The sequence below is a fragment of the Virgibacillus ihumii genome (genome assembly GCF_902726655.1).
Taxonomy (GTDB): Bacteria; Bacillota; Bacilli; order Bacillales; family Amphibacillaceae; genus Lentibacillus; species Lentibacillus ihumii.
This window is the reverse complement of the sequence record NZ_CACVAN010000001.1, coordinates 3,043,409-3,066,378: the sequence shown is the minus strand read 5'-3', so window position 1 is coordinate 3,066,378 and position 22,970 is coordinate 3,043,409. Positions and strand designations below refer to the sequence as shown.

The window sequence follows — 22,970 nt, the reverse complement described above, 5'->3', positions numbered from 1 at the left end:
GTTTTTCTCGTGAGGTTGATGTTTTTCTCGTGAGGTTGATGTTTTTCTCGTGAGGTTGATGTTTCGCCTATGTGGTTGATGTTCTTCCCGTGCAGTTGATGTTTCGCTCGTAAGGTTGATGTTCTTCCCGTGCGGTTGATGTTTCGCTCATACGGTTGATGTTCTTCCCGTGCGGTTGATGTTTCGCTCATACGGTTGATGTTCTTCCCGTGCGGTTGATGTTTCGCTCGTGCGGTTGATACTTGTGTCGTATCAGGCGATGCTCTCCACTAAACCAGTCATTTTTCCACTTAGAAAACTTGGTTGTCACCAAGCTTTTCAGTAATAGCCATAGTTGCGCTTATGCAGTAAGAAAGGATTTTATACTTTCTTAACTGCCAAAAAAGAACAGCCTCATTTGGACTGCTCTTCTTAAAAATATCCTATTCCAGTGTCTGGGCCGGTTTTGGCTTGCGTGCCAGTGCCATAATTCCAGCGATTAAGTAAAAGATTGCTGGTATTACAACACCAAGAACGGTTACAATCGTACCCAGAACAGATGTAATAATCAAAATAATTCCGGCTGCTTTTGGCTTTTTATTTCCCTTAAGAAAAACTGCTGCAATAATTCCTAATATCAAAGATACTACAGACACAATCGCAAACAGCATAATGCCACCCGACATAGTTTCAAACACAGCCATATAATCACTTGCTGACATTTGGGGGGTGGCCATGTCATTTGCCAGATTCGACATAAGCTGTTCATTGTTTAAGAACGCTGCTCCAGCAAAGCCCCCAAATGCACATAAAGCATATAATACAACTCCAATGATTGATAGTACAATTTCTCCTGTTCGCTCCATTCCATTTTCTCCTCCTTTTAACTTCACCCGGCTCGCTCCATCAGGCTGACAACATATCGATCGAGCCTTTCTTTCATCATCTCATTAGTCAGCCCGGTAACACCAAATGCTTCCCAGCCAGGATAAACCTCCGGCGGACCAACCAGCATATCCGCCACTGATAATAAATCCCAGTATGGCTCATATGTAAACTTTGACCCGGCAAGCTTCCTGTACTCCCTGAGAAACCCATCCGCAGTTTCCACTCCATATAACATGGCAAGGTTCACCCGACAATGACCGATGTCAACGCCACGGGGACCTTTGCAGCCATTAACCCAATCCACAACACCACTGACCGACCCATCTTTCCACAACACATTTGCCGGGTGATAATCCCGGTGTATAAAGCATTCCCTCGTTTCCGGACATGGACCTTTTAAAAGATTAATAGCCTTTTTCCATGTTGTTGAAACATTCGTCCAAGCTGGTACTTCAAATGAAAAAATATCATTATAGCTGCTGTGCCGATATGGAAAGTCATCGGCATCCATTCCGTGAAAAGCCTCCAATGCTTCCGCCAGTCCATAAAGCCACTGGTCCATCCACTTGGGATTCAGTTCCACTTCACCATCCAGATATGTCATCAGAATAGTTGGGTTACCGCAAATATCACCATTTTTATCATATGCAATAAATTCCGGACTTACAACCCCTGTCTTCTTTGCCATTCGGAGACATTCCGCTTCATGATGTGCCAAATCAGGCTCTTCTCCCAGCCATTCCTCATTATCAAACTGTCGGACCACGTAGTGATTTAATTTCTGACCTGATTGAAGGGAGATGCGATGCAGGGTGGATGATGTACTCCCCTTCAACTGTTGGAACGATTCAACCGTTGCTTTTGGATTCGTATTATCAACGACCCAATCCAGCACTTGTTTTGATAATTTTGTATTGGTCATCATTCAGCAGCCTCCATTCATCATGTAATACGATTAATTATATAAAAAGTTTCGTGATTCTCAAAATATCCATGACAAACCGATATTCTTTTGTTATGCTTATTTTGAACAGTTAAATAATTTCAATCTCACTACTAGGGGTGCCCAAAGTGCGGGCTGAGAGGAAAGCGCAAAACAGCTTTCTGACTCTTATGGACCTGATCTGGTTAATACCAGCGGAGGGAAGTAGACATGCATTCTTTTCTAGCAGACTATTTCAAGTCAGGTCCTTCACCGGATCTGACTTTTTTATTTCCCCAGGAACAGTCCCCCTAATGAAAGGAGGGTTTTATTGAACCGAACCAGATTAATGACGACGATGGCTGTATTTGTTGCGATCGGGGTAATCGGATCCCAGTTGCTCTGGTTCCCGGCGGGTGTTGCAAAAGCTTATCCTGTTCAGCACGCCGTTAATGTGATGGCTGCAGTAACACTTGGGCCAGGTCCGGCTGTAGTGATTGCATTCATGATTGGTCTGCTCCGGAATATGCTGGGACTTGGTACACTGCTCGCTTTTCCCGGCGGCATGATCGGTGCTTTTTTAGCCGGAACACTTTATAAAAAAACGGGCCAAAAAGGTATGGCGGCACTCGGCGAAGCGGTTGGAACAGGGATACTCGGCGCACTCGCTTCGGCCCCTATTGCTAACCTCTTGATGGGTAGTTCTGCCGGCGCATTATTTTTTCTCCCATCATTTCTTGTCAGCAGTGTATCCGGTGCATGCATCGGCTGGCTTGTTGTCGCAAAAATGAATCAGCGGCATTTATCACTAGAAAATTAAATAATTCGGAAGACTGCTGGGGGCGCTGTTTTGGCTGAGAAAAGGATATTCCTTTGTCCCTTGGAACCTGATCAGGATAATTCCTGCGCAAGGGAAGTAGTTACGGACTCACAATCTCCTTCTAATAATTCCCCGGCAGCTTCCATAACCATTTCAAGGAGGCATTTTTCATGACATTTTCACAAGTTTTACGCGAAGAAAATAAAGACATATTTCAGGCCATTTTTGACCATCCGTTTGTTGATGGAATCGGGAAAGGTGATGTATCGGATCAGGCAATTGCCCACTATATCAAAGCTGATTTTGAATATTTGAATGCGTTTATTCGCATTTATGGCATCGCAGTCGCGAAATGTGACTTACGTGATGATATGCGGTTCTTCGATGAGCAGATTCAATTCGTACTGAACAGTGAAATCCACCCGCACCACAATTTTTGCGATCACATCGGGGTCGGATATGATGAACTTCAGGGATACCCGCTTCCACCAACAGCCGATCATTATGTCAAACACATGATGTACCATGCACAACTGGGAAGCCTTGGTGAAACGCTGTGTGCGCTTTTACCATGTCCCTGGACGTATTTGGAAATCGGTCAGGAACTAATGGAAAAATATCAACCAAATGAAAACCACCCTTTTTACCAGTGGATCAGTTTTTACGCAGATGAAGAGGTTGGAAAAATAACAACGGAAATGCGGGAGCGGCTAGATAAAATTGCCGAAAATTCCTCATTTGAACAACAACAGAAGATGAAAGAAGCTTTCCGCAAGAGCTGCCAGCTGGAACTATCATTCTGGGAAATGGCCTATACGTGTGAAGAATGGCCGTTGAAAGATGCGGTGATCAGCAAATGAACCATATTCCAAGTGTACTGACCATCGCAGGCACTGATCCAAGCGGCGGTGCCGGAATTCAGGCCGATTTAAAAACATTCCAGGAGCTGCAGGCATATGGGATGTCTGTGATTACATCCGTTGTTGCTCAGAATACAACCGGGGTCAAGCAGGTTCACCATCTGCCCGTCGGAATGATTAAAGAACAGCTAAATGCTGTTACTTCCGACATCCCAATTCACGCATTCAAAACCGGAATGATTGCCACGGTGGAAATGATGGAGACAATCGCCAAAAATGTAACCGATTTGGATGCTCCATTTATTATGGATCCGGTCATGGTTGCCAAAAGCGGTGATCCTTTAATTGCCAGAGACGCCCGCCGCTATTTGAGAGAAAAGCTACTGCCAATGACAACGCTGATAACACCTAATTTGCCGGAAGCAGAAGATATTGTCGGATGGAAGATCGAAAGTACAGAAGCCATGCAAAAGGCGGCAAAAGAAATCGTCCATACGTACGGTGCTGGTGCCTCATTAGTAAAAGGCGGTCATCTGGAAGGTAAAGCTGTTGATATTTTATATGATGGCGAAAATGTAAACACCTTTGAAGCGGAGCGGATTGATACGAAACACACACACGGAACCGGGTGCACCTACTCTGCCGCGATTACAGCATACATCGGCAGAGGGGAAACGTTACCTGCAGCTGTAGAAAAAGCAAAAAACTTTGTGACAGCAGCAATACGCGACTCCTTCCCACTTGGACATGGGAGCGGTCCGACAAACCATTGGGCATTGCGCCAGGAAAAGGTGAAATAATTGAATAAAATAATCATTAACAAAGTACGGGCAAAGCAGCCTTTAATCCATCATCTGACAAATCAGGTGGTTATGAACTTTACAGCAAATGGTTTGCTCTCCTTTGGCGGTGCACCGGTTATGGCAAAATCCGAAGAAGAAGCAGACGATATGGCTTCTGCTGCCGATGGTGTCCTGATTAACATTGGAACAATAACTGCACCGGAAATCCCGGCAATGATTGCAGCCGGTAAGACAGCTAATAAAAAGGGAATTCCGGTTGTACTTGATCCAGTTGGAGTTGCAGCCACTCCATTTCGCACGGATGCAGTAAAAAGGATCTTAAACGAAATTCAGCCTGACGTCATTAAAGGGAACGCCGGTGAACTCGCCCACCTTGTGCAAATTCCCTGGGAGACAAAAGGAGTTGAATCATTGGGTGATGGAAATGCCGACGATATTGCCTTAAAAGTTGCGAAAACCTATCAAACCACCGCAATTGTCACCGGAAAAACCGATGTCATTTGCAGCGGTGAGAAGATTCTCTACAATGACACCGGCAACCCAATCCTTGGAAAAATAACCGGTGCCGGCTGTTTGCTCGGATCTATTCTAACAGCCTGCCTGACAACAGACGATTCAATTGATCAACAGGCACACACTGCGCTTCGGTTTTACGGATTGGCTGCAGAATTTGCCGCCAATGGACTGGAAGTAAATGGACCAGGAACGTTTCTGCCGCGATTTATTGATGCCTTGTCACTCGAAACTAACAAATTGGAAAGGATTTAGTTTATGAATCTTCGAAAATACCTGATTATGGGCAGTCAAAATTGTGATGAAGATCCTGTCAAAATATTGGGAGCTGCAATTGACGCAGGTATCACCGTATTCCAATTCCGGGAAAAGGGCAGCGACGCCCTGACCGGCAATGCCAAGCTAAGGCTCGGATTAAAATTGCGATTGATGTGCTCCCGTTATGACATACCATTTATTGTTAATGATGATCTCAACTTAGTGGAGCCATTGGAAGCTGACGGAATCCACGTCGGACAGGATGATCAGGACGCTCAACAAGTGCGGGAGACGTTTCCCGATAAATTTCTTGGCCTTTCTGTCTCCAACCAGTCAGAAGTAAGCTCAAGCCCGATTCACCTGGCAGATTACCTTGGAGCTGGTCCCATGTTCCACACCTCTTCCAAGAAGGATGCGAAAATGCCTGTTGGTCCAGAGTGGATTGAGCAGCTTCGCAGGGAATATCCGGACAAACCGATTGTAGGTATTGGCGGAATCAATGAAAATAACGCTGCTTCGGTAATGGATGCCGGGGCGGATGGTGTTGCAGTGATCTCGGCTGTAACGAAGGCAACAGATATTAATGCGGCAGTGCAGCGGCTTTAGCCAAATGAATTCGCAAATCATTGGGTCATAGAGTTTGTGCGGAAAATTCTTGTTATTTCGGAAATCACCTCTTCATTAATATTATCGTACCAAACACCAAAAAAGTGGCATCCATTTTTAAAAAGATGCCACTTTTTTTCTTTTCAATACGATTTATAGAGTGAAGACTACTTTTTATGCCGATCAGCATAAACAGCCATCGCATCACGCATGAACACTGCAAGCCCGTCGCCAAACTGGTCGATGTTCTTAGTGAAACGTTCATCATCCACATACATTTGCCCGAGTCCTTTGAAAGCATCCAGGGAATAGCTGCCCATTCTATTCAGGAAATGGTACCATTTTTCAATACCTTCCTGAGCTACGTCAGAATCCGGTGCTTCATGACGAATTGCTGCCAGGTCTCTATAGATGGCATTGAATTCATCTCCGAATGCTTTTTTCTCATCTTGGGACATGCTATTGATTTTGGCGTTCGATTCATCAACAGCTTTATCGCCCCAGCGTTCACGTGCTTCCTGTTCGTATGGGTTATGACTGAAATCAAAGCCTTCAAATTTTTCTTTATTGCTCATTTTAATCTCTCCTTTCATATCTTGAATGGTCTTATCAACCGTCGCAATCATTTTGTCGAGTCTGTTTCGTTTCTCCAACAGTAGGTTACGGTGCATCTCCAGCGCTTCCTGCCTGTCAAATGAGGGACTGCCGATAATTTCTTTTATCTTTTTCAAAGGGAAGCCGAGTTCTTTAAAAAATAATATTTGCTGCAATGTTTCCAAATCATTAACGGAGTAAATTCGATAACCGGATTCGGTTGTCTCTTCCGAGGTCAGTAATCCAATTTCATCATAATGATGCAGTGTGCGCACACTGATACCGACCAAGTTGGCAACCTCTTTTACTTTCATTCAGTGCAACCTCCCTTCAATTGTTACTATAAAGTATAACGTAACGTTAGAGTCAATACATTTTATTGAAAAACTTTTTTCATTGCCAAGACTGGTTGTACAGTACGAAAGATGTGTTAAACTGCAAAAAAATAACCACTATCCCTTATTTGAATTGGATAGTGGTATCCCATAATAATTAATGATATCGGAACCAGACAAACCAACCTTTTTCTTTATTTTTGGCAAGGAAAATTTGACCTTCTGCATTGCTGGCACTTTTCCCTTCCCATTTCGGAAAATGAATCCTGACCAGCCATGACTTTTCAGCAACATCTTTACCGCAAAAATTAATGGCCATTTCATAGTAAACTTCATTGTGATTGTCTCCAACCGTTTTTGGAAAAGACTTTGCAGTGATGATTTTCCATTCACTGTACATGTCAGCGTCATCGCCTTGGGCATAAACTTTTGGAATAATCTTTTCCAGTGCTTTCCTTAGTTCCTTTTCATCGTCCATAGATGTTTCTTCCAAATCACTCGGTTCTGGGCATTCAACTGAACCTGCACGAACCGATCCTGCTGTTGTTCCAAATAATAAAAGCGCCAGCGTAACCAGCATTATTTTTTTCATATTTCACCTCCATATGTCTACCTTTCCACAACAGATTCAAAATATGAAGTATTACTGCTGCCCATACAAAATTGGACATCCGGCCATATCGTAATATGAAAGACTTTTTAACAGGAGGTATTATAAAATGAGAGATTTGGTTTTTGTATATTTGGCCAGCATCGTCGCGGGTTACGCACTTACCCTTATACCGACATCGGCGGTCATCACCCAGGCAATAGCAGATGTACTTGGGTTAATCGGCGGGCTGACAATGATTGTATTCGCCATAGCTATCCTGGTGCTGGGCGTCAAAACCCTGCTGAATAAGCACTGAACTAAATAGTAAGAGAGACCGCATCAAAGCAGTCTCTCTTACAAATCAACAACTTTTCAATTATTTTTCTTTAATATCTTCCACAATCGTTTCCACTTCATTACGTGATATTTTTTCCCGGCCTTCCTTCAATGCCTTAACCGTCCGTTTTGCCAAAGCAAGCGGGATCCGGCAGAATACTTTAATGGTACGGGTATTAATATCTTTCATATATTCATCTGCTTTGCCAAGATTATTTTCCGTGTAATGGAACATATCATCACGGCTCCAGCCATCTGGAACAAAATTTACACCACGCTCACTGTCTTCATCCTGATTCCGCAAAATATTGACCGCCTGAAGTCCACGGCCATATCCAATAGCCAAATCACGGTCAGTCGTGGTGCCGTCATACCATTCCCAAATATCAGAAAGCATGACACCAACCAATCCGGCAACATAATATGTATAATCATCCAGATCTTCTTTCGTTTTCACTTTCCATCCCTTTTCTGCCCAGTCGGCCATTCCGCCGGCCATGACGCTGGTCGATTTCTTAACCTGTTCGACGATACTTTCAGGGCAAACTTCAAGCCAATCACCAAGCCTGAGTGTAACTTCCGGCAGGAGCTTTTCGTACGGCTTCAGCAATTCACGATATGCATCCTGATCAAATTCATTTTGCAGCAGAATTTTAGTTGACCGGAGCAGCGATGTTTTTGTTTCTTTATCCAACTCCTCATGATCTTCTATTTCATCAATTGCCCGCATGCACAAATATGCCGAACCGACTGTTTTTTTCAATACCGGCTTCAGCAATGTTATCGGTATGTAGAACGTTCTGCTTGTCAGTTTCAGAATATGCATCGCATCTTTTTCAAGTTTCTTTGCTTCACTCAACCGTTACGCCTCCCTTAATTAATACTATTATAACAAAAATCCCCCGGTAATAATATCAAAATAGGAAGGTCCTGCAAAACGGCTTCTTTTGTGCAAAGTAGTGAAGTTTTCTTCTCAACCACATCGTATGCCCGCTTCATTTTCCCCTGTGCTTCACCACCTCCCCCCATACACGTTTCTCTTCCCGATTGGTATTTGCTTTAATTTTATTTTATGATGAATAGGATATACAAGCAACTGCGCCAATTAGGAGGGAATCCCTTTGTTTACGGAAAAAGAAAAAATGCTGAATGAAGAATTATATAATCCAGAAGACGCTGTATTGGTAGAGGAACGTAAAAACGCACGGAGACTGACCAGACTATTAAACAGAACAAATGAAACCGAGAGTGAACGACACCACGAATTACTCAGAGAGCTTTTTGGGTCTACTGGCAAAAACATCGAAGTTGAGCCTGCCTTTCACTGTGATTACGGATACAACATACATGTCGGGGAAAACTTTTATGCGAACTTTAACTGTGTCATTCTCGATGTCTGTCAGGTACGAATAGGTAACAATTGCATGATGGCCCCGGGGGTTCATATCTATACCGCAACACATCCACTAAACTCGTACGAGCGGATAGCAGGAAAGGAATATGGAAAACCGGTAACCATCGGGGATAATGTCTGGATCGGGGGCAGTGCAGTCATCAATCCAGGTGTGACAATTGGACATAATGCGGTAATTGCTTCGGGTGCTGTTATCACAAAAGACGTTCCCGATAATGTTGTCGTTGGCGGAAATCCGGCTAAGATTATTAAAAAATTGGATGTTTAATTGAAACATACCGCTCCTGCAAGTTGAAGCGGTATGTTTTCAATGGATCCAAGAAAGCCAGTCATTCATAGAAAATGGTCTGTCCTTATCTTATTTGCTACAATAGCCTGTAAAAGATTGGAGGGATTCGTGTTGAAGATTTACGTGGATGCAGATGCCTGTCCGGTAAAGGATGTCATTATTGAGATTGCTGCGGATTACCAGGTGCCTGTGGTTATCGTCAAGAGCTTTGCCCACTTTTCCCCTAATGATGAGCAGCCTGGTGTTGAGACGATTTACGTTGATACCGGTGCTGAAGCCGCGGATTACCGGATTATGAAGTTAGCCGGAAGCGGCGATATAATTATCACCCAAGACTACGGACTGGCTTCACTTGGACTGGCAAAAGGGTGTACTGTCCTGCATCACAAGGGGTTTGCATACACGAACGACAATATCGATCAGCTCCTGCAGACACGCTATTTAAGCGCAATGGCACGTAAAAGCGGCAAGCGTACCAAGGGACCGAAAGCATTCACCTCTGAAGATGAACAGAAATTCACGGAACTTTTCCGGAGTAAACTTGAGGAATTGATTTAAGTTTTCCCCGTAGCATTTTGCCTGTGAACTTCGCATATCAACCTCCGAGCATGGGGCTGCAACTAAATACGAAATAAAAGAACACCCCCAATATCAGTCGTATCAGAGGTGATTTTTCGGAGTCATTATAATTTCCGTACAGAAAAGTTATCCTGCAGAACCGCCCAGTTTTGCGGGAAGGCATTACCCAGTACCCAGTAGCTTGGGCCACGCAGGTTGTATTCCTTGATCAAATCATATTTAGCTTGCATGCTGCGGGCATCCTCAAACCACACCTCATGTCGCTGTCCGGTTTCATCAGTATAATGGAAAAATGGCGCCTGGTATTCCTCGTTGTATTCAATCGGTACGCCATGCTGTACGGCAAGCTGCACCGCTTCCTGAGGACTGATTGTCTGTGCAGTGGTTCCTTCCACCCATGGGATATTCCAATCGCGTCCGTACAGTGGTACACCCATCATAATTTTTTCGGGAGGGATGACCGTTACAGCAAAATCCAATACATCACGGACCTCATTTATTGGTGCGATTGCCCACGGCTCACCGCCTGCCCAGCCCCATTCATATGTCATTACAACAATAAAATCAACTATTTCACCCTGTGTCTGATAATCATGCGCTTCGTACAACAGTCCCGGCTGGTCAGCACTTTCCTTAGGTGCCAGGGCAGTGGAAACCAGATATTCCGGATGCAGGCGTTCAACAACTCTTCGTAAAAAATTATTATAATTCTCCCGGTCTTCCGGATACACATACTCGAAGTCAAAATTAACCCCTGCATATCCTTTTGAGTTCATAATTTCCAGTAAATTAGTGATTAACGTATCCTGCACATCCGGATTCCGTAAAATTGCTGCGGCCAGGTCGGAACTGAACTCTCCTTCCATGAAGTTCGTCACCACAAGCAATGGCGCTGTATTCGTTTCATGTGCCGCTTCCAGAGCTGGTGTCTCCTGTATTGCCTGAAGTGTGCCATCTGCATTTACGTGGTACGAAAATGGTGACAAGTAGGTGAAATTCCGCCCCAGAGCAAGTATAGTTGGCCTGCTTTGTTCACCAAACTGTGTCGTATATGCATTGACCTCGGTTATTGGCCGATCGGGTGCCGGGATTCGGATATTCTGGCCTGGATAAATCAGTCCAGGCTCTGCCATATCATTTGCTTGAAATATCGCGTCAACAGAAGTACCATAACGTTGAGCAATCGACCAAATTGTTTCACCCGGATTAACTGTATGCATAAAATAAGGAAGCTCCAGCATCTGACCGACATAAATAATTCCGGAAGTTATGTTGTTTGCTTCAGCAAGTTCCTGAACGGTCACATCAAACATTGCCGCAATTCGTACTAACGTATCACCGCTCTGAACGACATATTCACGGCCGGGTTCGGGAATAACCAGAGACTGACCGACTACAAGCTGATTGGGATTATCCAAATCATTCGCCAGCGAAACCTGGTTGATGTCCACACCAAACCTTTGGGCAATCAACCAAAGTGTATCACCACTTTTCACTACATATATTTCCATCATTTCTCCTCCAATTTGCATTTCTACATACCATCCTATTCATTGGGTGATTGTCCTAGTAACAAATTGTGGAGAAAAACTTTTACTTTTCATTTATATTTTCTATTATGACTCTGCTTTTGGGAATCGGTGGCATACGTACCCGGCTCAAACTCAAATTTTGCTCAGGTACACGATATGTCATGTGATTCGCCATAAAATCCAGACTCACTTTCATCACTTCGACTGTAATCCATTCCCCGGCACAGCGATGGCCAATATGATAATCACCGCCTCCCTGGGGGATGAAATCAAACGGGTTTCCTTTCCATTCTTTAAAGCGATCAGGCGAAAAGGCAGATGGATTTTTCCAAAGTTCCGGGTCATGATTCGTTCCGTAAATATCAAGCAGTACAAGGGTGCCTTTTTGAAAAAGATGTCCCTGCCAGCTGAAATTATCCCGTACACGCGCACCCAAAAATGGGCCAAATGGATAATATCTGCGGACCTCCTGCACAAAATATTGACGGTAAAGATCACCTGACTGCAGTTCCTCGGCTGATTCCGGGAATTCATGCATTGCCATAGCACCAAACGTTACATACCTGGCTATTGCCACAATTGGACGCAAAATATTAATCAGTTCGACCGCAGCCATCTGTGTGCTCATACGTTTTCCGTTCAGGTTACGGTGCCATGCCATTGCATACAGCGCTGTATCTTCTGAAGGATGCAACTCACCGCTGCGGACCTGTTTAATTATCTTTCGAATCCATTGTTCCGAACGATTTCGTGCAATTCTTCCCTTCCAGTGCCTCGGACCAACAGCACCAAACGCATCAATCATCGCGGAAAGATCCGCTGTCCGCATTTCAAGTTCGTTCGCCCATAATGGAACTCCTGCCCAATTACAGGCTGTCCGGCACATGATCTTCCTCGCTTCATCAAACAACCTGATGTTATCTTTTTGCATCCAATCTTCCAACGCTGCTTCCCATTGCTTTTCTGTTATTGCAATCAAATCCTGAATCCGCTCGCGTGTCATCAAACCCATAAACAACGCTTTTCGGTGCTTATGCATCGCACCATCCATCGTCTGCACACCATTTTTTCCGAACAATGACTGCTGAATCCGGCGCGGTGCCGCACCTTTCCGTTGAAATTTTTCATTATCATAGAAAAGTGCAGCTGCTTCTTCCCCGCCAATACAGATAACCTTTTGTCCCAACAGCCGGGTCCGGAAAATATCCGAGTGAAAACGCCGGCGCCGATTTGGAATATAATGATAACCTTCTTTTAAAAGAGCAAGTGAATTATCCAGTCCTTTTTCATACGGGATACTCATAAAATCAAAACCCTCCATCCGAATATGTCCTCCATATTTCTATTTCCGAAATACCGCTAATTTATTCCTACAATATATAGAATGATTGCGACCTTTTTCAAACATGCACACGTAATTTTAACCGGCGCTTTTCATCCTGCAAAAATACACGGATATGTTAAAATCATCATAACGGAATCCGTTGAAGGAGGAGAGCATAATGAAAATTACGTCTATCGAGCCGACACCCAGTCCATATTCGATGAAAATCAACGTGGATGAACAATTGCCTGACGGAGAAACAGAAAATTATAAAGCTGATGACGAACTGACTACCGCTCCACTATACGTACAAAATCTTTTTAACATAAACGGCGTGAAAGGTCTTTACCGTGTAATTGACTTTCTTGCACTTGAACGTAATCCACGTGTACCATGGGAAGATATTTTACCGGAAGTTCGCCAAGTGCTGGGTTCTGCTGAGAAATCAGTAGATGAAGGTCTAAAGCCGTCTGGTGAAACCAATGACCATTTCGGTGAAATAAAGGTCTTTATTCAAATGTTCCGGAATATCCCGATGCAAGTTAAACTGGAAGATGGAAATCAAGAGCACCGCTTCGGGCTTCCCGACAGATTCATGAACGCCGTAATGGATGCTTCCACTGCTTCAGAGAATATGCTGATGGAGCGCAAATGGGTTGAACAAGGTCCGCGTTATGGGGATGTACAGGAAATTGGTCAGGACGTGGTCAATGAAATCGATGCAAGCTATGACTCAGACCGGATTGCCGAGCTGGTAAAGCTGGCTAAAAACAATACAGCCCTTGATGAACAAAATCCTTCACCATGGAGAAAGGTTACATTGGAAATGTTGGATGCGCCCGACTGGAAGGACCGATACGCCGCATTGGACCGGATGGCCCCGACGATGGAAGACCTGCCTGTATTGGATAAAGCACTTGACGATACAAAGGGATCTGTTCGCAGACTGGCAACTGCGTATTTGGGAATGATTGAAGAAAAGGAAGTACTTCCATATTTATATAAAGCGATGAAAGATAAAGCGGTTAATGTCAGACGTACAGCAGGAGATTGCCTGTCAGATCTAGGCTTTACGGAGGCAATACCGGAAATGATCAGTGCATTAGCGGACAAAAACCGGCTCGTCCGCTGGCGGGCAGCGATGTATTTGTATGAAGTCGGCGACAATACTGCCATCCCAGCGCTTCGCAAAGCATTGAATGACCCTGAATTTGAGGTCCGCATGCAGGTAAAAATGGCGCTTGCCCGTATCGAAGAAGGAGAAGAAGCAAAGGGTTCCATTTGGCATCAGATGACCCAGGCCGCAAAACAAAAATAAACAGATGCTGCCATTTGAATAAATTATTCAGATGGCAGTATTTTTTCGGCATTAGAAACTTGGTTGTCGCCGATCCTTTCAGTGACAACCATAGTTCACCTATGGAGGCAGAAAGGATTTTATGCTTTTATTAAGTGCGCTAAGCCTCAAGACCTATCTGCAAATATTACTCTGGCTGCTTACACTACAGGCAAAACATGCTTATTATGAATATACTAACAAAAAGGCCAGGGGAGATTCATGATGGGAAACAAGAAAATATATTTGCTGCTGACAGACACAGGCACACTATTTACAAGAACAATCAAGCTATACACTCGAAAGCCATATAATCATGCATCTATTGCATTTGACGATAACCTGACAGAGTTGTACAGTTTTGGAAGAAAGGATATACGCAATCCTTTTGCCGGCGGGTTTGTAAAAGAAAATATCCGTGAAGGATTGTTAAGGGAAGCAGATTGCGCGGTCTACAGCCGAACAATTTCCACTGAGCAGTGTAATAGAATAAATGAATACATCCAAAATATCAAAGAACGGGAAGACCAATATCGTTACAATCTGCTTGGATTGTTTGCCGTTATCCTGAGAATTAAATTCAGCAGAGCGAATGCCTTTTTCTGTTCGGAATTCATTGCTAATGTTCTGGCGGAATGTGGGGTTACAACATTCCAAAAGCCGCCATCACTTATAACACCGCATGAGCTGCAGCAAGCTGCGGGATTTCAATTAGTTTACCGGGGCCGGGTGGAAGAATTCTGTACACACTCCAGCCAGAACAATACCGCATTGGTTTAGAGCCCACTGCAGTGCTTTATTCACTCGCACCGATCAGAGCTTTCATTTTTTCATTCCTGTTTCCCTGCTCATTTTCAGATGATAAATCATATTTTTTCAGCAGATGAAATAATTCATTTAACGTATCCTGTGCATGCTCCTTCGTCAAAAAGCTTTGGATTTCGCTGGTTAACCAACTGGGCAGATATGCTTCCTGACTGTTGAGTTTGTTCACGACATCCTCATGTGTATGATCAATATTACATTGTCCCATTACAATCACTCTCCTGGAAAAATTAATCTTATTACCCTCAAAGTACCTGAAGAAATCACGCAAATCAAGCTGCACACTAAAATGTTTTTGACAAAATCCAAGTAGTGCACCAGACATCTGTTAAATAAGGGAGACACTTCTCTTGACTCATTGCATCAAATTTATTATCATTATTTTGAATTCAAAATAATTAACTGAACCGGGGATGGTGCTATGCATGAAAATTTATCGTTGAAGGCTTTTGTTGTACTGATGAAGGCTTCAAAATCAGTTGAAGAAATGATCAGGCAGGATATTAAAAGCTATGGTGTAAGTATAACAGAATTCTCTATTTTAGAGGCTCTTTACCATAAAGGAAGACTGACTGTTAATCAGATTTGTGAGGCTGTGCTTATTAAAAGCGGATCGATGACGTACGTGATTAAAAAACTTGAGGAAAAAGGATTACTTAATCGCAAAGCCTGTGCGGAGGACCGCAGAGTAATTCATGTGTATTTGACAAGTGAAGGGGAAAAGCTGATGGACGATATATTCCCGAAACATCAAAAGGTAATTGAAAATATATTCGGGGTAATTGATTCTGACGAGAAACAATCCATTATCAGCAGCCTGAAACGCGTCGGTCTGCAGGACAAGGACTAATCAAAAGGAGAATGCTAAACATGAAACATATTTTTAAAACAGGTAATGATTCAACTAAACCTACATTTCTGCTGCTTCACGGCACGGGTGGAACCGAAGAGGATTTGTTGCCGCTTGCTGAAGCAATCGACAAAGATGCAAATGTCTTAAGTGTTCGCGGAAATGTTTCGGAAAATGGAATGCCCCGTTTTTTCAAAAGACTGGCAGAAGGTGTATTTGACGAAGAGGATTTAGTCGCACGCACAAAAGAATTACATGCGTTTCTGGACGAAGCTGCTGAAGAATACGACTTTAACCGGAACAATATAGTGGCAATCGGTTATTCCAATGGCGCCAATATTGCGGCAAGCCTGATGTTCCATTATCAGGATGCATTAAAAGGGGCTATTTTGCACCATCCGATGGTTCCGCGCCGTGGTATAGACCTGCCTGATTTATCCGATAAAAATGTCTTTATTGGTGCAGGTACAAACGACCCTATTTGTTCTGCACAGGAATCAGAGGATCTTAAATCGCTTTTGGAAAATGCAGGCGCCAATGTTGAACTGCACTGGGAAAGCAGAGGGCACCAATTGACCCCAGGCGAGGTACAAGCAGCTGCACAATGGTACATGCAATAAAGCAAATACTGCCGTATTATGAGTAGGGGATTGGGACAAAAGTGTTTGGTTAAAAGAAAAAACGAATTAAAAGGTGGACTCAACCGCTCCGGAAATATACTTCGCTTTCACTTTCGAGCATAAGTGCGACATCAGCTTAAGAAAATCACTTTCGCTGTGTCTTCTTTACCGCGGGCGGCTGTTGAGCCCTCCTCGTGCTTACGCACTGCGGGGTCTCACCTAGACCTTTTCTCCCGCAGGAGTCTACGTATATTTCCTCCGCTAGACTCTAAAATTGTTCGTTTTTTAAATTACTTTTTTGATTTGTCCCAACCTCTTTTTGCTTAAACAAACATTTGATCAATCAGATAGGCCCGTAGATGCCGGCATCCAATACGGCAACATGTATAACTCCTTATCTAAAATAATACAAACCAACACCATAATTTATATGCTTATTTTCAAATTATATCCCATGTAACAGGCGTGCCTTTTTCCACATCACAAGCTACTTTTTTGCCCAACAGTATATCATAATATTTTGGAGCAAGCCCGTACCCAGGCCTGATTGCCCGCAAATTTTCTTTCGATAATATATCGCCCGCTTTCATATTTTGCGTTACGTATAAAGAGCGGCGATACTTTTTTGACGATTTCTCCGCATTTGTCACACCATAGTGTACCCCGCCAAGCGATTGCCAGGCACGTTTTGTTTCCGTCACCAGGGCTTCCATTTCGTTTGGTTCCAAAGAAAAACTTGCATCGACCCCGCCATCCGCGCGGGAAAGCGTAAAATGTTTCTCCACAACTGTTCCACCCAATGCAACACTAGCAACCGCTGCACCATTACCCATCGTATGATCTGACAAACCAGCCTGACATTGGAATAGTTCCTTCATATGGGGGATTGTATTAATATTTGTATCAGCCGGAGATGCAGGATACGTACTGGTGCATTTGAGCAGTATCAACTCTTCGCACCCGGCCTCCCTGACAGCATTCACCGATTCTTCTATTTCACTGGCAGTGCACATCCCAGTTGAAATGATAATCGGTTTTTTGGTTTGTGCCACTCTTCTTAATAAGGGCAAATCTGTACATTCAAATGAAGCGATTTTATAAAAGGGGATGTTTAGGGATTCCAGGAAATCGACTGAGGATTCATCAAATGGCGTACTGAATCCGATCATACCTAATTGTCTGCAGCGGTCAAAGATCGGCTGATGCCATTCCCAGGGTGTATATGCTTCTTTGTACAGTTCATACAGCGACTTGCCTCCCCAGCTGCTCTCCGGATCTTTAATAACAAAATCATCCTCGGCTTTATTCAACGTCATCGTATCTGCGGTATACGTTTGTATTTTCAGCGCATGTGCTCCTGCTTCAGCTGCCGCATCCACAATTTTTAATGCACGTTCCAATGATTGATTATGATTCCCGGACATTTCAGCAATGATAAATGGAGGGTGGTTTAATCCAACCGGCCTCCCTCCAAGTTTAATTTCTCTCATGTTCATTCTCCTTTCGCATGCTTATTTAACCTTTCATGAAATTGTATATACAGGTCATTTAGATACAATTAATTCAATTTAATTCCTTTATCTGACAATCCCTTTAAGATAAAAGGTCTGTGCAGTTCATACCAATCTTTTTTAAAAAGACCATAGCTGAAAACATCGTAAAAATTTTCACCTTTTCTAACATGACTCCTGAAATAACCTTCTTCTTTAAACCCTAATTTTTCGTGATACTTTCTGCTGGGCAGATTGTAATCTAATACCTCACCATAAATCTTATTCAATTGTAATGTGTAAAAAGCATGGTCAAACGCAAGTAAGGCCATTAACGTACCTGTTCCCACCTCGGTGTTTTCCTCACCAATATAGAAGCCCCACCTACAATGAGCATGCTGGCGGGTAATGTCATTAAAACAAACTAAACCAACTGGGGTTTCATTGAAAAAATACAACAGATAATGGTCTTTTTCTGATTGCCTTATCTTTTCAAACCAATTTTGATGCTCTTCCATTGTTATAATTTTTTCATTGTACATGTTTTTTCTGATTCGATCCGAATTACGCCAAGAAAGAACTTTACTCAAATACTCTGTAGTTAAATACTCCAGTCTGCCTTTCATTTTTTGTTAACCCTTTCACCTATTTTTTCAACTAATAATCGAATATTGTTTTGTTTACTTTCCATTAGTTCCCTGGATAATTTCTCCATTCGTTTTAGCTGCGCCGAATCATTCAACACGGATTCCAATCCTGACACAACCATACTCTCTGTAACTTGTTCCTTTGTACCCAAATAACGAATAACATGATGTTTATAGAGGGCTTCCGCAATTAATTCCTGGTTTTCTGCTATTGAAATTAATATCGTTGGCAATCCGACAGCACAACGTTCCCATGTAGTCGTTCCTCCTGCACCAATACAGAGATCTGCCTGGTTCATGAGTTCAGCCATATTATTCACTTGACAATGGTACATAAAGTTATCGAATTTGCTGCAGATGGCTTTTATTTCACCTTTGTATGGATTATTACTGCCTGCTATCACATCTGTTACAATATCTGATCTATGAAGACGGCGTATCGCATTCATTGTTTTCATAGTTTCATTGGTTGAATCTACACCGCCAAAAAAGACCAATATTCGTCTAACCTGACCATCCCTGTCTCTTAAACAACTTTTGATATCCTGAAATTCCTTTCGCAACAGGGCATACCTGGGCCCCAAAAACTGCTTGCAATCACTTGGAACTAAAAAAGCATAGCGTCCTTTTAAATGGTTATGAAAATTTTGATCCAATAACAGGTCACAATCATGGTATCTGTCTGCTAAATCATCGATAACCATAATACTGCCGGCATATGAGGATAATTCTCTTTCCCATTCAGCATCAATGCCATAATGATCAATGATCAGCAAATCCACTTGCTCATGTTTTATTCGCTTAATTGTTTGGCTCGCATCTAGCTGCTGAGAAGCTTTTAGCCAATGAGAATGCCTTAACTTACCCATATTACACATTTTGTGTTCATGCAGTTCATCAATGACGGGGAGTCTGATTACCTGGTGACCTCTGGATTCAATATACGCACAAAGGTGACCCGGATGTTCCCGGCATACAAATGTAATGGTTGATTGTTTCGTCAGATAATCAGCTAATGTAAGGCATCTCATAACATGACCTGTTCCTATTTCAGTTGAAGCATCCACACGAAAAACGATATTCATTTGAAACAATCATCCCTTAAACTTTTTTTGTTCGACATGAGCATTTATTGCTAACCAATCTTTTCTTTTTTCCAGTAAACGGATAATATCTTCTAATTCGAAGTCAGGTTTTTGGGGATAAAGTGTTTCCAATATGTTGGCAATAAGCTGAAAATCTTCCTTTGTATCGACCGTCAGACGAAAATTGCTGTGATCCTGTGTATGTTTGACATTTGCTGTTATAAATTTATTTGGATGTGTATACATATATGCTGTAACATGTTCACGATGTAAATCTTTCTTTCCTTCCCTGGACGCCGTTTCCAAACATTCCATTGAAAATACTTCCGTATCCAAACCAAGCGGATACGTTCTTTCGATTGTATTGGATACATAGTCGTACTTAGGTGTAAGCAGTAAAAACTGACTAATTATGTTGTCAATAACATGAGGAGAAATTAATGGACAGTCTGCCGTCAGCCGAACGATAGCATCGGCATCTGATTCTGTGGCCGCTTCGTAAAATCGCGATAATACATCGTTTTCCGAACCGCGATAATAATCAACAGATAGCCGATCACATAAATCAATAATCGGCTGTTCCTGTTGCTTGACTGTTGTGGCAATAATGATTTTATTGATTAATTTTGATCTTTTTACCCTTTCAATCTGATACTCAAGCAATGGTTTCCCCGAGACTTTTTTCATAATTTTTTCCGGCAGTCTTGTTGAGCCCATCCTAGCTTGGATAATCGCTACTATATTCAAGAAATCACCTCACATACTTAGAATTTATTCACTCATTACCAATCAGAGTAGAAGTTTTTTGTAAATAAAAAGCTGGATTTTACTAGACTATCAAAATGATAAATTTCTGCTTTACCATGAAGTCCAACCGCCATCCACCGAAAGATTATGCCCCGTTACATAGCTGGAAGAATCCGAAGCCAAATAGATTATTGCCCCTTGCAGCTCTTCCGGCTTTCCTATCCTGCCAAGCGGAACTTTTTCATTTAATCTTGTTATAAACGCTTTATTTTGCTGCGTATCTTTATTTGGGAATGGACCCGGTGAAATGGAGTTAGCCCGGATACCCCTCCTGCCATAATGGCAGGCCAAGTATCGGGTGAATTGAATCACACCAGCTTTCCCCGCCCCATAATTCGGTGGATTTCCGAAATCGGAATCCCCATATACAGCCGGATCCGGTGAAACAGTTCCATACATAGAAGAAATGTTAATAATGTTGCCACGGCCATATTTCACCATATGCGGTAATATCCATTTTGAGCAAAGAAATACGCTGTTTAAGGTGCCATCAATTCCAAATTTCCATTCATTTGTTGTCATTCGTTCAACACTGCCTGCAACACTAAAATGAGCATTATTAATTAAAACATCTATTGTATTAAATCTGTCAAACAGTTTTTTATATAATTGCTGAATGGACTGTTCATCCGACACATCCACATAGTCCGCAATAATTTCTCCACTGTATTTTTGATTTAATGCTTGTGCCAGTGGTTTACTTTGATTGAGATTCCTGCTTGCGATAACAACATTTGCCCCTTGCTTTGCAAGCCCTTCTGACATAGATGCACCTAAATGCCCGGCACCACCTGTTATAATGATTGTCTTATTTCCCAAGCTGAATAAATCATCCATAAAATCATCCTAATCAAAATTTTTCTAATTAAAAAAGGCATAGTACTCCCGATAATCGACCATGCAGTAGTTCAACTGTTGATAGGTTACAGTTTGAATATTGCTGTATTAGTCTCTGAACCCCACTTCACCTGAACACCGGAGTTAATAGAAGTGATGGATGGATTATTAATTAAATGACTTCGAATTTTATCAAAATATAAAGGCTCCTCCTTAATATTCATTTCCGTGTAGATTCTTTCAAACAGCTCATAATCTTTTGTTTCATCCATCGTTAATCTCCAATTTGGATACCGATATATTTCCGGCAATTCAATTTCATCTGTCTTAAATAAATGCGGGTTATTTTTAAAGTATAAAGAGAGATATTCGGAATACGTTAATGACGGGTCTATTGATATTAACTTTTTCAATGCATTAACGTCATAAACATCTGCTCCGGTCCCGATTGCATGATTACTATTTGGCAACGTTAAATCTGCCCCATTTTGACCGTGTTTATTAATCAAATAATCTATTATTTCGGGAGAAACAGCCGGATTATCTCCAGTTACACGTAATATAATATCTGCGTTGGTTATTTCCGCCACTTTCAACATTCTTTGACCGACATTATCCGGATCGCCTTTAACAACGGATACATTGCCTTCCATATTTATCTCTGTCAAAGGAAGATCCTCTTTTAAATCCGATGTTGCCAGAACTACTCCGTCAGCTTTTGTTGCTGCCAGACAATTCATTAAACACCGTTTTACAGATGGTATTCCATTTATCGGTAATAGAGCTTTTCTTTTTAAACGGGTAGATTTCAACCTGGCAATTACAGCAATAATTATTTTAGGTTTTTTAGAATTCTTCTCACTTAACGGTTCATTTTTACAAATGCCTGTATTTGCCATAAAAGGCAAACCTTTTTCAAATTCATTAGGCATAAAACCCTCTGTTAAATCCGCCCGTTTGTATGAAACCTTATCAAGTGTGATTAATTCATCTGCGGGAATATCCTGCCTGGCAACTACACGTAATGCATCATTTAAATATCTTCTTTGGGTGTCATTGACGGTATGATCACCGTATATAATATCCGCCGACCTTATTTTATCGACCATTTCCTTGAATTCGTGCGGCTCTAACGAAGAATAGTAATCGTGACCCTTTTCTGATCGATTCAACGTAATGTGCTTTTCTATTACATCCGCTCCTAAAAAGCGAGCATACACAGGTATATCGACAGCTGATTTTTTATGGCCATCTTCATGATCGGCAAATCCTATCTTGCAGTTATATTTATTTTTCAGATGTGACAATCTTGCAAGATTAACATCTTCCATTTGCGTCGGGTATCCCTGAAAACCGTACATCAGCATAATAGGCTGTTTTGTTTGCGTTCTAATAAATGCAAGTGCTTCATCGATCTCAGTATCATACCAACCTCCAACACCTAATATAATCGGCTTTTCCAGTTTGCCAATTTCCCTGATTATTAATTTCGACTGAATAATTGATGGCGGAAGTTTTAAACCAGTAATATCTGATTCATATTTTTTTGCAAGACTCATTCCCCAGTCATCAAAAATGTCCGCCCATATATGCATTCCCTGCTTTTTGGCAAGACTGATAACAGAACTCCAATCACTTTCCTTAATAAACAAATCACGATAAGCTTCATACCATTTGTAATCCGGTATGGCCAAATGATTATATTTGAACCATTGGAATTTAATTGCATCTGCTCCTGCTTTGGCTGCTTCCAGAACCAGCTTTTTTAAAATCGACGGGTCACCTTGATGTGCATTAGCAATTTCTGCAATTATTTTAGTATTGGGCAT

At 42.2% G+C, this 22,970-nt stretch carries 26 protein-coding genes and 2 riboswitches; of the genes, 12 read left to right on the top strand and 14 right to left on the bottom strand.

Annotated features, from left to right (window positions below):
* Nucleotides 1–422: 422 nt before the first annotated feature.
* Both HUX68_RS14985 and HUX68_RS14980 read right to left on the bottom strand, forming a co-directional pair.
* The gene (locus tag HUX68_RS14985; protein WP_174615564.1) at nt 423–845 is read right to left on the bottom strand and encodes a DUF4064 domain-containing protein; all 423 of its coding nucleotides are present in this window, start codon (nt 843–845) and stop codon (nt 423–425) included.
* A gap of 23 nt (nt 846–868) precedes the next feature.
* Nucleotides 869–1,792 (bottom strand): phosphotransferase family protein, encoded by a 924-nt coding sequence (locus HUX68_RS14980; protein ID WP_174615563.1) that lies wholly within the window; start codon nt 1,790–1,792, stop codon nt 869–871.
* Between the two features lie 123 nt (nt 1,793–1,915).
* Nucleotides 1,916–2,030, top strand: a riboswitch (TPP riboswitch).
* A gap of 90 nt (nt 2,031–2,120) precedes the next feature.
* Between HUX68_RS14980 and thiW the strand changes: the two genes are divergently transcribed.
* From thiW to thiE, 5 genes are all read left to right on the top strand, one after another.
* Nucleotides 2,121–2,609: an energy coupling factor transporter S component ThiW gene (gene thiW / locus HUX68_RS14975; protein WP_174615562.1), complete on the top strand. Its 489-nt coding sequence runs from the start codon at nt 2,121–2,123 to the stop codon at nt 2,607–2,609.
* A gap of 8 nt (nt 2,610–2,617) precedes the next feature.
* Nucleotides 2,618–2,721, top strand: a riboswitch (TPP riboswitch).
* Nucleotides 2,722–2,779: 58 nt separating this feature from the next.
* Nucleotides 2,780–3,469: a thiaminase II gene (gene tenA, locus HUX68_RS14970; protein ID WP_174615561.1), complete on the top strand. Its 690-nt coding sequence runs from the start codon at nt 2,780–2,782 to the stop codon at nt 3,467–3,469.
* On the top strand, nt 3,466–4,269 hold the full coding sequence (gene thiD / locus HUX68_RS14965; RefSeq protein WP_174615560.1) for a bifunctional hydroxymethylpyrimidine kinase/phosphomethylpyrimidine kinase: 804 nt from the start codon (nt 3,466–3,468) through the stop codon (nt 4,267–4,269). Before tenA ends, thiD begins: the two co-directional genes overlap by 4 nt.
* Nucleotides 4,270–5,040, top strand: a complete 771-nt coding sequence (gene thiM / locus HUX68_RS14960) for a hydroxyethylthiazole kinase (protein ID WP_174615559.1) — start codon at nt 4,270–4,272, stop codon at nt 5,038–5,040. It abuts the gene before it with no gap.
* Between the two features lie 3 nt (nt 5,041–5,043).
* The gene (gene thiE, locus HUX68_RS14955) at nt 5,044–5,649 is read left to right on the top strand and encodes a thiamine phosphate synthase (RefSeq protein WP_174615558.1); all 606 of its coding nucleotides are present in this window, start codon (nt 5,044–5,046) and stop codon (nt 5,647–5,649) included.
* Between the two features lie 167 nt (nt 5,650–5,816).
* On the opposite strand, the gene HUX68_RS14950 is transcribed toward thiE, so the two are convergent.
* Together HUX68_RS14950 and HUX68_RS14945 are read right to left on the bottom strand one after the other, a co-directional pair.
* Nucleotides 5,817–6,557 carry a MerR family transcriptional regulator gene (locus HUX68_RS14950; RefSeq protein WP_174615557.1) on the bottom strand — a complete coding sequence of 247 codons (741 nt, stop codon included), beginning with the start codon at nt 6,555–6,557 and terminating at the stop codon, nt 5,817–5,819.
* 178 nt (nt 6,558–6,735) lie between these two features.
* Nucleotides 6,736–7,170: a hypothetical protein gene (locus HUX68_RS14945; protein WP_246206693.1), complete on the bottom strand. Its 435-nt coding sequence runs from the start codon at nt 7,168–7,170 to the stop codon at nt 6,736–6,738.
* A gap of 127 nt (nt 7,171–7,297) precedes the next feature.
* On the opposite strand from HUX68_RS14945, the gene HUX68_RS14940 reads away from it, so the two are divergent.
* Nucleotides 7,298–7,486: a hypothetical protein gene (locus tag HUX68_RS14940; RefSeq protein ID WP_174615556.1), complete on the top strand. Its 189-nt coding sequence runs from the start codon at nt 7,298–7,300 to the stop codon at nt 7,484–7,486.
* Nucleotides 7,487–7,546: 60 nt separating this feature from the next.
* Here HUX68_RS14940 and HUX68_RS14935 read toward each other — a convergent pair whose 3' ends face one another.
* On the bottom strand, nt 7,547–8,365 hold the full coding sequence (locus HUX68_RS14935) for a squalene/phytoene synthase family protein (RefSeq protein ID WP_174615555.1): 819 nt from the start codon (nt 8,363–8,365) through the stop codon (nt 7,547–7,549).
* 283 nt (nt 8,366–8,648) lie between these two features.
* On the opposite strand from HUX68_RS14935, the gene HUX68_RS14930 reads away from it, so the two are divergent.
* Both HUX68_RS14930 and HUX68_RS14925 read left to right on the top strand, forming a co-directional pair.
* Nucleotides 8,649–9,188 carry a sugar O-acetyltransferase gene (locus tag HUX68_RS14930; RefSeq protein WP_281355794.1) on the top strand — a complete coding sequence of 180 codons (540 nt, stop codon included), beginning with the start codon at nt 8,649–8,651 and terminating at the stop codon, nt 9,186–9,188.
* 132 nt (nt 9,189–9,320) lie between these two features.
* Nucleotides 9,321–9,767, top strand: coding sequence for a YaiI/YqxD family protein (locus HUX68_RS14925; RefSeq protein ID WP_174616479.1), 447 nt, complete (start codon nt 9,321–9,323; stop codon nt 9,765–9,767).
* Between the two features lie 125 nt (nt 9,768–9,892).
* Here the strand turns inward: HUX68_RS14925 and HUX68_RS14920 are convergent, their stop codons facing one another.
* Together HUX68_RS14920 and cypC are read right to left on the bottom strand one after the other, a co-directional pair.
* Nucleotides 9,893–11,299 (bottom strand): LysM peptidoglycan-binding domain-containing protein, encoded by a 1,407-nt coding sequence (locus tag HUX68_RS14920; RefSeq protein WP_174615553.1) that lies wholly within the window; start codon nt 11,297–11,299, stop codon nt 9,893–9,895.
* 82 nt (nt 11,300–11,381) lie between these two features.
* Entirely contained in the window at nt 11,382–12,641 is a 1,260-nt protein-coding gene (cypC, locus tag HUX68_RS14915; RefSeq protein ID WP_281355756.1) for a CYP152 family fatty-acid peroxygenase CypC, read from the bottom strand.
* Between the two features lie 181 nt (nt 12,642–12,822).
* On the opposite strand from cypC, the gene HUX68_RS14910 reads away from it, so the two are divergent.
* Entirely contained in the window at nt 12,823–13,962 is a 1,140-nt protein-coding gene (locus HUX68_RS14910; protein WP_174615552.1) for a conserved virulence factor C family protein, read from the top strand.
* A 243-nt stretch (nt 13,963–14,205) separates the two neighbouring features.
* Nucleotides 14,206–14,760 carry a hypothetical protein gene (locus tag HUX68_RS14905; protein ID WP_174615551.1) on the top strand — a complete coding sequence of 185 codons (555 nt, stop codon included), beginning with the start codon at nt 14,206–14,208 and terminating at the stop codon, nt 14,758–14,760.
* Between the two features lie 16 nt (nt 14,761–14,776).
* Here HUX68_RS14905 and HUX68_RS14900 read toward each other — a convergent pair whose 3' ends face one another.
* Complete coding sequence (locus tag HUX68_RS14900; RefSeq protein WP_174615550.1) at nt 14,777–15,013, bottom strand: group-specific protein; 237 nt, start codon at nt 15,011–15,013, stop codon at nt 14,777–14,779.
* Nucleotides 15,014–15,226: 213 nt separating this feature from the next.
* Here HUX68_RS14900 and HUX68_RS14895 point away from each other — a divergent pair, with 213 nt between their 5' ends.
* Both HUX68_RS14895 and HUX68_RS14890 read left to right on the top strand, forming a co-directional pair.
* A complete protein-coding gene (locus tag HUX68_RS14895) occupies nt 15,227–15,655 on the top strand; it encodes a MarR family winged helix-turn-helix transcriptional regulator (protein ID WP_174615549.1) in 429 nt (142 codons plus the stop codon).
* Nucleotides 15,656–15,675: 20 nt separating this feature from the next.
* Nucleotides 15,676–16,275 (top strand): alpha/beta hydrolase, encoded by a 600-nt coding sequence (locus HUX68_RS14890; RefSeq protein ID WP_174615548.1) that lies wholly within the window; start codon nt 15,676–15,678, stop codon nt 16,273–16,275.
* Between the two features lie 440 nt (nt 16,276–16,715).
* On the opposite strand, the gene pseI is transcribed toward HUX68_RS14890, so the two are convergent.
* The 6 genes from pseI to HUX68_RS14860 form a co-directional block, all read right to left on the bottom strand.
* A complete protein-coding gene (gene pseI / locus HUX68_RS14885; protein ID WP_174615547.1) occupies nt 16,716–17,765 on the bottom strand; it encodes a pseudaminic acid synthase in 1,050 nt (349 codons plus the stop codon).
* A gap of 68 nt (nt 17,766–17,833) precedes the next feature.
* On the bottom strand, nt 17,834–18,391 hold the full coding sequence (gene pseH, locus HUX68_RS14880; protein ID WP_174615546.1) for a UDP-4-amino-4,6-dideoxy-N-acetyl-beta-L-altrosamine N-acetyltransferase: 558 nt from the start codon (nt 18,389–18,391) through the stop codon (nt 17,834–17,836).
* On the bottom strand, nt 18,388–19,497 hold the full coding sequence (pseG, locus tag HUX68_RS14875; protein ID WP_174615545.1) for a UDP-2,4-diacetamido-2,4,6-trideoxy-beta-L-altropyranose hydrolase: 1,110 nt from the start codon (nt 19,495–19,497) through the stop codon (nt 18,388–18,390). Before pseG ends, pseH begins: the two co-directional genes overlap by 4 nt.
* Nucleotides 19,498–19,506: 9 nt before the next feature.
* Nucleotides 19,507–20,244 (bottom strand): cytidylyltransferase domain-containing protein, encoded by a 738-nt coding sequence (locus tag HUX68_RS14870; RefSeq protein WP_174615544.1) that lies wholly within the window; start codon nt 20,242–20,244, stop codon nt 19,507–19,509.
* A gap of 111 nt (nt 20,245–20,355) precedes the next feature.
* Complete coding sequence (locus HUX68_RS14865) at nt 20,356–21,141, bottom strand: SDR family oxidoreductase (protein ID WP_174615543.1); 786 nt, start codon at nt 21,139–21,141, stop codon at nt 20,356–20,358.
* An 86-nt stretch (nt 21,142–21,227) separates the two neighbouring features.
* Nucleotides 21,228–22,970 carry an N-acetylneuraminate synthase family protein gene (locus tag HUX68_RS14860; RefSeq protein WP_174615542.1) on the bottom strand — a complete coding sequence of 581 codons (1,743 nt, stop codon included), beginning with the start codon at nt 22,968–22,970 and terminating at the stop codon, nt 21,228–21,230.

Bases quoted from the DNA above. Each gene is read 5' to 3' on its own strand.
- HUX68_RS14890 (WP_174615548.1), top strand. From the start codon at position 15,676: ATGAAACATATTTTTAAAACAGGTAATGATTCAACTAAACCTACATTT.
- thiD (WP_174615560.1), top strand. From the start codon at position 3,466: ATGAACCATATTCCAAGTGTACTGACCATCGCAGGCACTGATCCAAGC.
- HUX68_RS14910 (WP_174615552.1), top strand. From the start codon at position 12,823: ATGAAAATTACGTCTATCGAGCCGACACCCAGTCCATATTCGATGAAA.
- HUX68_RS14945 (WP_246206693.1), bottom strand. From the start codon at position 7,170: ATGAAAAAAATAATGCTGGTTACGCTGGCGCTTTTATTATTTGGAACA.
- HUX68_RS14985 (WP_174615564.1), bottom strand. From the start codon at position 845: ATGGAGCGAACAGGAGAAATTGTACTATCAATCATTGGAGTTGTATTA.
- pseH (WP_174615546.1), bottom strand. From the start codon at position 18,391: ATGAAAGGCAGACTGGAGTATTTAACTACAGAGTATTTGAGTAAAGTT.
- cypC (WP_281355756.1), bottom strand. From the start codon at position 12,641: ATGGAGGGTTTTGATTTTATGAGTATCCCGTATGAAAAAGGACTGGAT.
- HUX68_RS14930 (WP_281355794.1), top strand. From the start codon at position 8,649: ATGCTGAATGAAGAATTATATAATCCAGAAGACGCTGTATTGGTAGAG.
- HUX68_RS14920 (WP_174615553.1), bottom strand. From the start codon at position 11,299: ATGGAAATATATGTAGTGAAAAGTGGTGATACACTTTGGTTGATTGCC.
- HUX68_RS14905 (WP_174615551.1), top strand. From the start codon at position 14,206: ATGGGAAACAAGAAAATATATTTGCTGCTGACAGACACAGGCACACTA.
- HUX68_RS14860 (WP_174615542.1), bottom strand. From the start codon at position 22,970: ATGCCCAATACTAAAATAATTGCAGAAATTGCTAATGCACATCAAGGT.
- HUX68_RS14940 (WP_174615556.1), top strand. From the start codon at position 7,298: ATGAGAGATTTGGTTTTTGTATATTTGGCCAGCATCGTCGCGGGTTAC.
- HUX68_RS14950 (WP_174615557.1), bottom strand. From the start codon at position 6,557: ATGAAAGTAAAAGAGGTTGCCAACTTGGTCGGTATCAGTGTGCGCACA.
- pseG (WP_174615545.1), bottom strand. From the start codon at position 19,497: ATGAATATCGTTTTTCGTGTGGATGCTTCAACTGAAATAGGAACAGGT.
- thiE (WP_174615558.1), top strand. From the start codon at position 5,044: ATGAATCTTCGAAAATACCTGATTATGGGCAGTCAAAATTGTGATGAA.
- HUX68_RS14865 (WP_174615543.1), bottom strand. From the start codon at position 21,141: ATGGATGATTTATTCAGCTTGGGAAATAAGACAATCATTATAACAGGT.
- HUX68_RS14895 (WP_174615549.1), top strand. From the start codon at position 15,227: ATGCATGAAAATTTATCGTTGAAGGCTTTTGTTGTACTGATGAAGGCT.
- tenA (WP_174615561.1), top strand. From the start codon at position 2,780: ATGACATTTTCACAAGTTTTACGCGAAGAAAATAAAGACATATTTCAG.
- pseI (WP_174615547.1), bottom strand. From the start codon at position 17,765: ATGAGAGAAATTAAACTTGGAGGGAGGCCGGTTGGATTAAACCACCCT.
- HUX68_RS14980 (WP_174615563.1), bottom strand. From the start codon at position 1,792: ATGATGACCAATACAAAATTATCAAAACAAGTGCTGGATTGGGTCGTT.
- HUX68_RS14900 (WP_174615550.1), bottom strand. From the start codon at position 15,013: ATGGGACAATGTAATATTGATCATACACATGAGGATGTCGTGAACAAA.